Raw genomic sequence first — 12,932 nt, 5'->3', positions numbered from 1 at the left:
AATTTATGAGCTTTTTTGCGTGCACTTTATTCCACTAGACGCAGGGCACTTTAAAATGTTACAAATAAATTACAAATTTATTGTGCGTATTAAAAGGCATATCCAATCGAAATGGAGCCAAACTGATGGGCAGTGGCATTACTTTTAACTTCTTTGGTATTAAACTGGAGATGCGCGTCGATCGTTACGTGACGATGCGCATAAGTGAAGCCAACAATTTGACTAAGCATCCAAGGCTTAATGCCAAAGGTAACAGGTCCTTTGTCATCCAGTAACATCCCTCCCTGTATGCTCGCATCGTATAATCGGTAAAACAGCATTGGCCGATAGTAAAAGTAACGCTCTTTATTGACAACCTCGCCTTTTCGAAATAACCGACTCCCGTTATAAGCAGACGCGTACAAAGCGTTCAATTTGCCAAGCCGCAATACCGGGCCCGCACCGATAAAACTTTGATTTAAGCCCAGAGACATGCTTGATTGAAGCTGCAGATCCATTTTACCGGAGGTACTTCGTAGTAGCAGTCGACTATACTTCGCCCGCAAATCCAGTGTTACATGATCGCGCAATTGATACTCCCAACCGCTGATTTCATAAAAGCCGAACAGATTGTGAAAACCTTCCTGTAGCGCCTCACCAAAAGCACCTTTACCATATAAGCCCACTTCTGCACCAAGGTTTAAGCTCGATTCGTCCCGATAGAGCCATGCCTTGCTTGCTCTTCCATATAAGTAGGCTGTAAAAGGCCTGTCCATCAATACCAACTCGCTGAAACCGTTATATGCATTATATAGTTTATGGCCTATCGCTATTCCCCAGATCTTCTTCTTAGCACTCGCAGCACTAAAATCCTTGTCGACTAATTGACGATAGCTAAAGGATATTCCGTTAGTATAGTATTGGTCCTGATTAATGAACAAATAGGCATCGTTATCACTATGAATAGACAATTCATGTAACAGTTCAGTCTGCGCACGTCCTTTATACGCAATTAAACATAAAAAAATACACACGCCCATCAATAGGACTTGCGTATGGCTGATCGATCGTAAGCTCATGAAGAAGAGCCAAACTTATACAAATTGAAAATATCAGTCAAGGTGAATGAAACAAAGTTGTTAATGAATCCTTAAATATGACAAAACAACTTCAATTTTCCGGAGATTTTTATATCTTGCGCAAAAACGTTTTAACAGTTAACCACAGTAAACGAATCAGAACTAAAGAACAACAAAAACATTAAGAAGAAACAAATGAAGAAGATTTCACTAAGTATCTGTGCCTGTTTATTCCTGGCTACAGCTACCTTTGCGCAAAAGCCAAATGCCTTAAGCTCTAAAGAAAAGAAAGATGGATGGGTGCTTCTATTTGATGGAAAGTCCACTACAGGATGGCACACCTATCAAAAAGACAAGGCCACTGCCGCATGGTCTGTCAAAGACGGTGCCTTAGTTTTCGATCCAACCGTTGATAAGGCGGAAAAAGGCGATTTGGTAACCGATGCCGAATATGAAAATTACGATCTGACCTTGGAGTGGAAAATAAGTGACGGCGGAAACAGTGGTGTTATATTTGGCATCCATGAAGATCCAAAATATGGTGCAACATACCAAACAGGAATAGAAATGCAAGTATTGGATAACATCAATGCGGGTGATCGCTTTATTCCCAATCACTTAGCAGGTTCATTATACGATTTAATCGGAGGACCTGATGTTTCCAAACCAAAGCCGGTTGGCGAATGGAACCAAGCGCGTATTCTGTATAATCAAGGAGAAATTACTTTGTGGTTAAACGGGGTACAAACTGCTCATGTCAAAAAAGGTTCTGAAGAATGGAATCAATTGATTGCCAAAAGTAAATTCCACGATTGGGAAGGATTCGCCAAGTATCCTAAAGGAAAAATTGCCTTACAGGATCATGGGAATGTCGTCTCTTTCAGAAACATCAAAATCAAGCAGTTATAACAGGGATTACCTTCGGTGAATCCCTGTTGGTCAGCTTGGTAGTGCCTCAACGTAACGTGCAAACCGCAAATTTCCTAGGCGATATTTCAGCAGAACGGAAGGCTTCTACTTTTAACCCGACGTATTAGCCTTAGCTTAGCACTATAGACTTGTGCGTCGGAAGAACGGCCTTGGAGGATACCGAAGCAACGAGCAGTATAGCATTTGCACGCCTGTTCATCTTGCAGCACACAAGCGGATTGAGGAAGTGAAACGGCTCCAATACGCGCCACGAATGCTTTGCCATCGGTTGCGAGGTAGCCTACACAGCCTTGATCTTTTGTAACTTTTGGATTAAACCAAAAGTTAAATGCCTTTAAAAACTAACGAGTGATGAAAAAAGTTGATTAAAAAAATCGTTCCTTTTATAAGCGTAAAATTCTTGACAATTATAATTAGCTTATACGCTTCTTAAATAAAATTTGTAACTTGTTTGGCCACCTTACCTTGTGTTCGGTGGCCAATCTTTTAAACACCCTATTATGAACAATTCTTCTGCGGGATTACGCTTTAAAGAAGCGATGGAAAAGAATAGACCTTTACAGATTGCCGGCGCCATTAACGCCAATCATGCTTTATTGGCTACACAAGCTGGTTTTCAGGCATTGTATTTATCAGGAGGTGGTGTAGCTGCAGGTTCTTTAGGCATTCCTGACTTAGGAATCACCAACCTCGAAGATATCTTAATTGATGTCAATCGGATTACCAATGTTACCGACACGCCCTTGTTGGTGGATGTGGATACGGGGTTTGGACCTTCGGCCTTTAATGTTGCCCGTACGGTAAAGTCCTTGATTAAGGCCGGCGCGGCTGCCCTTCATATCGAAGATCAGGTAGGAGCCAAACGCTGCGGACATCGCCCAGGTAAGGAAGTCGTGAGTACAGACGAAATGGTCGATCGGATAAAAGCGGCCGTAGATGCGCGGACTGACCCCAACTTCCTGATCGGTGCGCGCACGGATGCGCTTGCGACAGAAGGAATTGAAAGAACACTAGATCGAGTAAATAAGTATCAAGAGGCCGGGGCCGACTTTATTTTTGCAGAGGCTGTACATGAAATCCGGCTATACGCAGAATTCGCCAAAGCGAGCGGTTTGCCTATATTAGCCAATATAACCGAATTTGGTATGACACCCTTATGGACAGTTTCTGAATTGCATGCCGCCGATGTTCGTCTTATTCTTTACCCCTTATCCGCTTTTCGGGCGGCCAATAAAGCGGCCTTAAAAGTGTATACACATTTGCTGCAGGATGGTTCGCAGCAAGCGGTCATAGCAGATATGCAAACACGGGAGGAACTTTATCAAAGTATTGGATATTATGATTTCGAGACGAAACTTGATAAGCTATTCAAAAAGACATGAAGAGCTGTAATTTTGGCTGAGACAGCATTATCGTCACCTATAAACATGAAAAACCCATAATTATGACAACAGAAGAGAACCAACCATTTAAACCAAAAAAGTCAGTTGCCTTATCAGGCGTCCTAGCGGGAAATACAGCCTTATCCACCGTCGGACGAAGCGGTAATGATCTCCACTATCGGGGATACGACATTTTAGATCTCGCAGAGGGTGCTTCTTTTGAAGAGGTCGCTCATCTGCTCATCCATGAAAAATTGCCAAATGCCGCAGAACTTAATATCTACAAGGCGAAATTAAAAGCCTTGCGTGGTTTGCCCATTATTGCAAAAAATGTATTGGAACAGATTCCCGCTGCGGCACACCCGATGGATATCCTCCGTACGTACACTTCTCTTTTAGGCACCATATCGCCCGAAAAAGACGATCATAACATCTCGGGTGCTCGAGATATCGCCGACAAACTAATGGCCTCCTACCCTTCTGCGTTGCTGTATTGGTACCACTATTCGCACAACAGCAAACGCATCGAGGTGGAAACGGATGACGACAGTATTGGCGCACACTTTTTACATCTCTTACACGGAAAAGAACCGAGCGAATCATGGATTAAGGCAATGCAGATTTCTTTAAATCTCTACGCCGAGCACGAGTTTAATGCTTCAACCTTCACCGGCCGGGTTATCACGGGTACCGGTTCGGATATTTATTCGGCCATTACGGGAAGCATTGGTGCTTTACGTGGTCAAAAACACGGAGGTGCCAATGAAGTAGCGTATGACATACAAAGTAGGTATCCCAATGAAGAAGAAGCGGCAAGAGATATTGAAGCTCGACTGGAACAAAAAGAAGTGATCATCGGCTTCGGTCATCCCGTGTACACCATTGCCGACCCACGCAATATTGTTATTAAGAAAGTAGCCAAATCGCTATCGGAAGAAGTTGGCGATCTCAAACTGTATAAGATAGCGGAGCGAATCGAAACCCTGATGTGGGAAAAGAAAAAAATGTTTCCCAACCTCGATTGGTTCTCTGCCGTCTCTTATCATATTATGGGCGTCCCTACTTTGTTTTTCACGCCCTTATTTGTTATTTCAAGAGTGAGTGGTTGGAGCGCTCACATTATTGAACAACGGTTGGACGGTAAAATCATCCGCCCCAGCGCCAATTATATCGGACCGGAAAACAGAGCCTTTGTGCCACTTGATAAGCGGTAAGGTTAGTTGTTAGTTGTTAGTTGTTAGTTGTTAGTAAAATTTACTTTTTACTTTTTACTTTTTACTTTTTACTTTTTACTTTTTACTTTTTACTTTTTACTTTTTACTTTAAAAAATGCACCATTCTAACATACGTCCACCTGTAGATCAAGTCATTACTGACATGGTTAACTATGTCTTTGATTATAAAATCACGAGTGATCTTGCTGTTCAAACAGCCTATCATTGTTTTCTAGACACGCTTGGATGTGGCTTTGAAGCCCTCACTTATCCAGCCTGTACTAAACTTTTGGGCCCTATTGTAAAAGGCACCATCGTTCCGAATGGGGCAAAGGTACCTGGCACCCCTTATCAACTAGATCCCGTGCAAGCAGCTTTTAATATCGGAACGATTATTAGGTGGCTCGATTTCAACGATACTTGGCTGGCAGCTGAATGGGGCCATCCCTCTGACAACCTGGGTGCTATCTTAGCGGTCGCCGACTGGTTAAGCCGGGAGTCCATTGCGACGGGCAAATCGCCTTTTACCATCAAAGATGTATTGCATGCCATGATTAAGGCCCATGAAATACAGGGCATTATGGCCTTAGAGAACTCCTTTAACAAAGTAGGACTAGATCACGTCGTCTTAGTAAAATTGGCGTCTACTGCTGTTGTTGGCCATCTATTAGGTTTAAGTCGTGAAGAACTTACAAACGCCATTTCACTGGTTTTTGTAGACGGCCAATCCTTGCGTACCTATCGCCATGCACCTAACACCGGGAGTCGAAAATCATGGGCAGCCGGTGATGCTACCTCACGCGCAGTCCGTTTGGCATTGATCGCCCGCACGGGCGAGATGGGCTATCCCTCGGCGTTGACTGCCAAAACCTGGGGTTTCTACGATGTTTTGTTTAAGGGACAAGCCTTTAAGTTTCAGCGAGCATATGGAAGTTATGTAATGGAAAATGTCTTATTTAAGATTTCTTACCCGGCAGAATTTCATGCACAGACGGCAGTGGAAGCAGCCATGACACTTTTTCGGAAGCTACAAGCGGCCGGAAAAACAGCTGACGACATTGAAAAGGTCCAAATCCGCACGCATGAAGCGGCGATTCGTATTATCGATAAATCGGGCCCTTTACACAATCCGGCCGACCGTGATCATTGCTTACAATATATGATTGCCATTCCGCTTTTATTTGGAAGATTGACGGCAGCAGACTATGAAGATGACATCGCATTCGATCCAAGGATAGACGCGCTCCGTGAGAAAATGAGCACGCTAGAGGATCCTCAATTTACAAAAGACTACCACGACCCGAATAAACGTTCGATCGCCAATGCTTTGACAATTACCTGTAAAGACGGCATGGTATTTGGCGAGGAAGTTGTTGAATATCCAATTGGACATAAACGGCGACGAGAAGAGGGAATCCCCCTGTTAATTGCAAAGTATAAAACAAACTTAGCGCGAATCTTTGCGAAGAAGCAGCAAGATAAAATTCTTGAAGAATCACTCAATCTGGAAAAATTAGTTGATATACCTGTCTCCAGTTTTGTGGATTTAATTACGTTTTAATTCGTCGCCTTAATTTAAAATAGGATTTTGCCTCCGGTTCATGTTGATTTTATCCGTGAACCGGATTTTTATTCCATTATTCTATCCCCCTCACCCTTAGCATAATTAAGCTGGTATGCGGTATCCCCAAGGTTGTGCCCGGTTTAATTGTTAATAGGTTTTTCAAATAGACGTTGATAATTCCTTCCAAAACTTTTTTCCTGGATTCCACAAACTCATCACTGGTCACAAACTTTCCAAGATGGACATCCCCTTTCCCATCTACGAGTACCGAGAACGGATAGTAAAAATCCTTATATGCCTTATTGATTACAATATCATATTCAGGATACAAATATGCATAGGCAGCACTCTGGTTTAACCGTTCTGTTTCACTGAATATACGCCTTTTAACAGTTATATTCGGATTCTTCGGTATCAGTTGCACCGGATTACGTGCAGCAAAAGCGCTATCAATGACCGTGGGGTTTGCATTTGCAATATTGGACCGCCATTGAATAAAAGCCGTATCATTCGGTCGTGGCTTTCTTAATTCTTCTACTGTTGTTTTTAAACTATCGCGGATAAAGCGTGCCGAGTAAAGCTTCATATATACATTGGATCGCGCTTCCTTCACATGCTTGCTTACCACCGTCAGGCGTTGCAATAGCAAGCTATCCTTTGCTAAACTACGTACTCGAAACCATTCCCTTCCAAAGTGGAAGATAGAATCCTGATCAAAATAAATTGAGTAATGCAGCATGGCATTGCTATCCGGACTAAAAATTTTGACAGAGTCATTGCTGATGAAATTCAGATGCCATACCGGCTCCTGTTCAAAACCCAAGGTGTCAAAAGCCAAGCCATTGTCAAAAGCTCTCCGAACCTCAAAAAAATCCGTTCCCGCAATCGGTGTAAAAGACGGTCGACCCGGCTCCAATTCTTCCTCATCGGTTGAGGCTTGCTTGTTCGCAGCGGGAGAAGAACAAGAAAATAAAAAAAACAGATTTAAGAGGAAAAGAAAAACGTTAAAGCACTTCGAAAATCTCAATAGCATAGCTAGCTTAAAATACATAATATAAAATTACGAAACAATGTCTATTCATCGGGTAAACAAAACAAAAGAAACACTATTATTGTTACCTAAATATTTGCAAATCTATAAATCAATGATCAAAAAAATAGTTTTACTTTCGATTTTACTGATTAATATCCGATGCCTCGCTCAAGAAATCTATATTATCCCACAAGTTGGCCTAAACGCTAACACGTATGACTTCGGCGAAACCTCTTCGAACCTGAGTAACCAACGCTTCTCGCCGGGTGTTTCTGCAGGCGTCGGTCTAAATATCGCATTGGATGAATTACGAACTTTTATCCTGCAACCCGAAATAAATTATAGCATGCGCAATAACCGAACCGATCATATTTCTTCCGGTAACATGAATGAAGCCTTGACCATCCAACAAAAGAGCACATTGCATTACCTGGAAATACCGCTACTTGCCCGCTTCGACTTTGGAATTGGCACACGCTATTACTTTAACGCCGGACCTTCCTTTTCCTATGCTTTAGGTGGTAGAGAAAAACTGGAAAGTGATGAACCTCGAATTCAAAGCTACAATAGATCCGCTGATTTCGACAATCGCTTTAACCGTACCGATTGGAGTGCGCTCATTGGTGGCGGAATTGAATTTCCATTCAACGATGGCTTTTTAGTGCTCGATGCCCGTTTTTCTTGGGGTTTCAAAACGCTTTACAAATCCAGGGAGATACAACGCGTAGACAATGAGGGCAATTTAACCTCCACTATTGTTGGCCCCGAAGGCAAGAATAGAATATTCACATTAAGCATCGGCTATGCGCTTCCGCTAAATTAGTTAGCAAGACCTGTTTTTTTCATTCATGTAAGCCACAGGCGTGTTCGTCATGTCTATAGCGCTGTATGTGTAATTTTTTTTCATATAAGAAAGCGTTTCTTACGTTTGTTCTATTAAAACAACACAGTCATGCCTAACACTCAAAACCACCAAGAACTGGAGTCTCTTATTAAAAGAAGAGAAAACATTAAAAACGAACTTTATCTATTAGAGTTGGCCATCATGTCAATCGAACTGAATGATGCGTTTCATTCGAACGACTTCGGTTTAGCTACAAGGAGAGCGGCTCTCCCAAATTAATTCCATTTATTAACATACAAGTAAAGACAATTTCATCGCTATATTCAATTTATAATATAAAATATCACGATGTCTTCATTTATGTCACCATTAATAAACATAAGTGAAGCTATAATCGTGACAGCTAAACTTTTATAATATTTTAAAATGTTAAAATTTAGTTATATTTTTGTTATAAATCATAAGACATAGTAATGAAAGCTGAAAGTATAACAGAGAAACAAGTAGTTGAATTTCTAAAGCTGCGACAACAACAGCTTAAAGAGGAACTTAAAAGTATTGAAGTCACGATCAATGCAATTGCTCAATCTAAGTCGGTTAATTTAGGTAATGATCGAATCAAAAGCGATTCACCTGATACAGACGACGCAACAAAAAAGAGAAAGACAGCAGGTAAAGCCCTGGCTCCTCAGGAAAATTTCAACGTAAATAGCAAGCTCGATCAAAAGATCAGTTATGCACTTACAAAAATCGGATCAGGTTATAAGGATGATATTCTGGAAGTCTTAAATCAAGCACAACCGGAAGCAGATCCTTATAAGGTCGAAAAAGCAGTTGCCGTGCGTCTCTCCTATTTATTAAAGAATGATTTCATTCAAGCTACCAAACATGGTAGAAGTTATAAATATAGCCTGAAATAACAGGCTATATTTTTAATTAGTTCTGCTTATAAGCCTACCCTATCTCGCACTTTCAGATTTTCCGTTTCAACCTAAACAGGATGGAGCAGGAAGCAGGTTATGCCAAGATTAACAGATTTTAGAATTAACGGGCAGGCATACTCACCATCATTGTATCACTTGCTAATGTAGGCACATAATAGCCCCCAGTGTCAAGCGATGCCTGGGGGAATTGCTTCTTTAAAGCTGCCAATCCGTTTCGGTCTACTGACGTTTTATACAAATAGATGCTTTTTAGGTTTTTAAGTCCCTTTAAGGAGGTCAAGCCTGTGGCACTTATTTTTGTTTCTACCAAATTAAGCAAATTTAGCTGCGTTAAATCTTTCAGATTGATTAATCCTTTATCTGTAATCGCCGTGCCTCTCAAATTAAGCTGTAAAAGATTTTCAAGTGAGGCTAATACTTTCGTATTCTCATCATTTAGTGATGTATAAGCTACTTCCAAGTAAACTAACTGTTTAGCTAGCTTTTTTACTTCTTCCAGTAAAGCGGGCGTCACATCGGTCGTAACAAAATTTACGGATAAGTAATTACTGTTTTGGTGGATGGGCAATACCACCACACCTGCATCTTTCAGTTTTTCGAGTGTGCCCGCATCAGCCGCATCTACCTCTTTGGCTAGCAGATCGCTCTGCACCTCTTTGTTTTTTGCACTGCCCGATTGAAAGACCGCAAGTATGGCGCTCATTTCAGGCTTAGGTTTCAATTCCGCGACCGTTTTGTGGATATCGGCGCCTTGGTTAACCCACCATTTTAATAATGCAATTTCTTCTTGCGTTAGCTGCGCCTTTTCTTTTGGCGGCATATGATCTTCATTATCCAATGGTAGTAATAGACGTTTAATAAGTTCGCTTTCATCCGCCTTTCCTTCTATAAGAGAAGAACCGGCTTCCCCTCCTTTTACCATAAATTCCTTCGTATCCACCCGAAGCTTACCTTTCTGCTTCTCTCCGCCATGGCAGCTGTAGCAGCGGTTCTTAAGCAATGGTTCAACGAGCTGCGGATATACCTTTGCCTGTTGAATATTGGGAACGGGCGGGATGGCTTCCTTGCTAGCTGGTTCACCCTTTAGCGCCGCAACCAGGTAGTCAGAACCATGGGTAAGTGATCCTCCATAATGTCCCGTTATGGTAATACCTATTAATAACGTAACACTCAGCAGGCGAAGCAAGGGCTCTTTAACAGGATATTTCATCAACCCATACAATAGCATCGCAACAATTGCTACAGCAATTCCGAACCATTGGTGTAAGCCAACCAATTTTGCATCATAATCACTCGTTTGGGATAATAAATAGCCGCTAATACAGGATACAATCGCTCCAATCGCTCCCAGCAAATAAATTAACGGAACGGCTGTACGAAGAAAGGCATAAGACTTTATGGCACTCAATAAATGAAATAGTACACCTAAGATTAATATGCCAATAGGTAAGTGGACAAGTACCGGATGAAAATGGCCAATAAGTTGTTGAATGGTAAGAAGCTGCATGGTCTATTCGTATCGTTTGCGTAGTAGCTGCATCATATGAACATTGATGGCCCATTGATCGGCTAAAGGCTGTCGGGTATAAGGCAAGGTCGGCAAATAATCCGGGGGGCCAAATTCGGTAAGCATGGTCATCGGCTCACCCTTTTGTTTCTTACGCGAAACGACTTGGTCCCACCAACGAAGATGAGCCTCCACAGCCCCTTTCCATTCAGGTGCGCGCGGATCATTTACCTGTGGACCTTCTGCATGGCCAATGCGCGTATGAATATGATCAGCACGTTGGAGGGCCAGTTGCACGGTTTCTGCCTGATCATCCAATAAACTCTCATGAACAACACACCAATGTGAAATATCTAAGGTTAAGCGTAAATCAGGGTGCTTCTCTATAAAATTTCGAGCTACAGGTGCGGCAAACAGCATTCGGCCACGATGGGTTTCATGGTAAATCGGGATACCCGTTTCTTTCGATTTCTTAACGGTATAATCAATAAAAGCCGCATTTTCTTCATAGGTAAAATAATCTTTCCCGGAATGGCAATTGATATAAAGTGGACGTTGATATCCATTACCGGAAGCCGCGTCAATTTGCCTGCAAAAGGTTGCCAAATGCTCTTTGATATCCGGCCCGCTACCCGCACATAGAAATCCCACTTCCAGCCGGTGCTTCTGAAGTGCCGAAAACAACAGCTTTTGTGCCTCTGCGCTACTCGGCCACCATACCTCGATACCATCATAGCCGTCCTTTTTTGCTGCTGCACAGAAGTTCTCAACACCCCCTTGAAAACCCCAGTCGGTAGCCATAAAAGTCAGCGAATAACCGGCTTTTGATAATACCGGCACGGATAAATCGGCAAAAAGTTCTTCCATTGGCAAAAATAAACCAGCCGTTGCGGCTTTTAAAAAATGTCGTCGATTATGCGGCATCGTTATGTATCATTAAATCGCTAAGCAATAATATCATGGATAACCTTTCCGAAAACATCGGTGAGTCGAAATGGCCGTCCCTGAAAGTCGTACGTAAATTTTTCGTGGTCAAAACCCAGTTGATGCAAAATAGTAGCTTGTATATCAAAGGGCTCTACCTTACCACTAATCGCGCTATAACCAATTTCATCTGTTTCGCCATAGGTGAATCCTTTTTTGATACCGCCTCCCGCCATCCAAATGGTAAATGCCTCCGTATGATGGTCGCGTCCATTGTAAGGATTCGTGGCCCCGTTTCGATTTTCCAGCATGGGGGTTCTGCCAAATTCTCCACCCCAAACAACCAGGGTATCTTCCAATAGTCCCCTTTGTTTCAAATCCAACAGTAGGGCGGTAATCGGCTTATCCGTGCTTCTGCATTTGTTTTTCAAGCCGATGTTCAATGAATTTTGCGGTCCGTCGCCATGTGCATCCCAGCCCCAATCGAAAAGCTGCACAAAGCGCACCCCCTTCTCCACCAACTTGCGGGCCAGCAGTACGTTATTGGCAAAACAAGCTTTCCCGGGTTGCGTGCCATACATATCGTGAATGTATTGGGGCTCGTTATCAATATTCATGACTTCAGGCGCAGTTACTTGCATGCGAAAAGCCATTTCATATTGCGAGATCCGCGATAAAATTTCAGGGTCATTGTAGTAAGCATATTCCTGTTCATTGGACGCATTGATCGCGTCGATGGTTGCCTTCCGTAAATCCCGATCCATCCCATTCGGATCCTTGATAAACAACACCGGATCACCTTCACTTCTGCACTGAACACCCTGATAAACCGAAGGTAAAAAACCGCTCCCCCAAATGCTCTTTCCGGCATCCGGAAAACTGCCACCACTGGTGAGCACCACAAAGCCCGGCAAATTCTGATTTTCGGTTCCCAAGCCATAGGTAACCCAACTTCCCATACTGGGTTTCCCCAAACGGGCACTCCCTGTATGCATTAACAACTGCGCAGGCGCATGATTAAACTGGTCTGTTGTCACCGCTTTTAAAAAAGTCACTTCATCCACTACGCTCGAAAAGTGCGGTAAATTTTCACTCACCCAAGCCCTACTTTCGCCATGTTGGGCAAATTTAGCCTGCGGCCCCAACATCTTCGGAACTCCCGTGATAAATGCAAATTTTTTCCCTTTCAGCAAAGACTCCGGGCAATCCTGCCCGTTCATCTTCTCCAGTTCAGGTTTATAATCAAACAGCTCCAATTGCGATGGTGCTCCGGCCATATGTAGATAGATTACGCTTTTAGCTTTCCCCAAAAAAGGCGGCGATTTCGGCAACAATGGGTGAGCCGGATCAAAGACAACCGGCTTAGCGCCCGTAGCCTGCGTACTACAGCTCCCCAGCAATGAGCCAAATGCTAACGCTCCCAGCCCCATCGCACTTTCCTTTAAAAAATGTCGACGTGTATAAGCCCGCAATTGCGTGTGGTTGGCCTCCTTTAGCAACCGATGTAAATTCAATTCGTCCCGTGTCATAAA

Annotated in this window: 12 protein-coding genes; 7 read left to right on the top strand and 5 right to left on the bottom strand. The window is 42.8% G+C overall.

Going from position 1 to position 12,932, the window contains the following annotated elements:
• Positions 1 to 89: 89 nt before the first annotated feature.
• Positions 90 to 1,058, bottom strand: a complete 969-nt coding sequence (locus tag M1D52_RS10930; protein ID WP_377608601.1) for a lipid A deacylase LpxR family protein — start codon at positions 1,056 to 1,058, stop codon at positions 90 to 92.
• Between the two features lie 195 nt (positions 1,059 to 1,253).
• Here M1D52_RS10930 and M1D52_RS10925 point away from each other — a divergent pair, with 195 nt between their 5' ends.
• The 4 genes from M1D52_RS10925 (at position 1,254) to M1D52_RS10910 (ending at position 6,145) form a co-directional block, all read left to right on the top strand.
• Positions 1,254 to 1,967, top strand: coding sequence for a 3-keto-disaccharide hydrolase (locus M1D52_RS10925; RefSeq protein WP_013667389.1), 714 nt, complete (start codon positions 1,254 to 1,256; stop codon positions 1,965 to 1,967).
• Between the two features lie 521 nt (positions 1,968 to 2,488).
• Positions 2,489 to 3,370 (top strand): methylisocitrate lyase, encoded by an 882-nt coding sequence (prpB, locus tag M1D52_RS10920; protein WP_437392592.1) that lies wholly within the window; start codon positions 2,489 to 2,491, stop codon positions 3,368 to 3,370.
• A 62-nt stretch (positions 3,371 to 3,432) separates the two neighbouring features.
• Positions 3,433 to 4,584 (top strand): bifunctional 2-methylcitrate synthase/citrate synthase, encoded by a 1,152-nt coding sequence (gene prpC, locus M1D52_RS10915; protein ID WP_437366582.1) that lies wholly within the window; start codon positions 3,433 to 3,435, stop codon positions 4,582 to 4,584.
• A gap of 115 nt (positions 4,585 to 4,699) precedes the next feature.
• Positions 4,700 to 6,145: a bifunctional 2-methylcitrate dehydratase/aconitate hydratase gene (locus M1D52_RS10910; protein WP_013667392.1), complete on the top strand. Its 1,446-nt coding sequence runs from the start codon at positions 4,700 to 4,702 to the stop codon at positions 6,143 to 6,145.
• A 76-nt stretch (positions 6,146 to 6,221) separates the two neighbouring features.
• Here M1D52_RS10910 and M1D52_RS10905 read toward each other — a convergent pair whose 3' ends face one another.
• On the bottom strand, positions 6,222 to 7,199 hold the full coding sequence (locus M1D52_RS10905) for a hypothetical protein (RefSeq protein WP_013667393.1): 978 nt from the start codon (positions 7,197 to 7,199) through the stop codon (positions 6,222 to 6,224).
• A gap of 94 nt (positions 7,200 to 7,293) precedes the next feature.
• Here M1D52_RS10905 and M1D52_RS10900 point away from each other — a divergent pair, with 94 nt between their 5' ends.
• The 3 genes from M1D52_RS10900 to M1D52_RS10890 all read left to right on the top strand — a co-directional run bounded on the left by M1D52_RS10900 (position 7,294) and on the right by M1D52_RS10890 (position 8,945).
• Entirely contained in the window at positions 7,294 to 8,004 is a 711-nt protein-coding gene (locus M1D52_RS10900) for a porin family protein (RefSeq protein ID WP_437392591.1), read from the top strand.
• Between the two features lie 129 nt (positions 8,005 to 8,133).
• Positions 8,134 to 8,304: a hypothetical protein gene (locus M1D52_RS10895; protein ID WP_013667395.1), complete on the top strand. Its 171-nt coding sequence runs from the start codon at positions 8,134 to 8,136 to the stop codon at positions 8,302 to 8,304.
• Positions 8,305 to 8,498: 194 nt separating this feature from the next.
• Positions 8,499 to 8,945: a hypothetical protein gene (locus tag M1D52_RS10890; RefSeq protein WP_041387638.1), complete on the top strand. Its 447-nt coding sequence runs from the start codon at positions 8,499 to 8,501 to the stop codon at positions 8,943 to 8,945.
• Between the two features lie 124 nt (positions 8,946 to 9,069).
• Here M1D52_RS10890 and M1D52_RS10885 read toward each other — a convergent pair whose 3' ends face one another.
• The 3 genes from M1D52_RS10885 to M1D52_RS10875 are packed head-to-tail and all read right to left on the bottom strand — an operon-like array spanning position 9,070 to position 12,929.
• Positions 9,070 to 10,476: a c-type cytochrome domain-containing protein gene (locus M1D52_RS10885; RefSeq protein WP_437392590.1), complete on the bottom strand. Its 1,407-nt coding sequence runs from the start codon at positions 10,474 to 10,476 to the stop codon at positions 9,070 to 9,072.
• A 3-nt stretch (positions 10,477 to 10,479) separates the two neighbouring features.
• Positions 10,480 to 11,400, bottom strand: coding sequence for a sugar phosphate isomerase/epimerase family protein (locus M1D52_RS10880; RefSeq protein WP_377608587.1), 921 nt, complete (start codon positions 11,398 to 11,400; stop codon positions 10,480 to 10,482).
• Between the two features lie 20 nt (positions 11,401 to 11,420).
• Entirely contained in the window at positions 11,421 to 12,929 is a 1,509-nt protein-coding gene (locus tag M1D52_RS10875; RefSeq protein WP_437392589.1) for a DUF1501 domain-containing protein, read from the bottom strand.
• Positions 12,930 to 12,932 lie beyond the last annotated feature (3 nt).

The sequence above is a fragment of the Olivibacter sp. SA151 genome (assembly GCF_054130995.1).
This window is presented reverse-complemented; position numbering and strand designations above follow the sequence as displayed.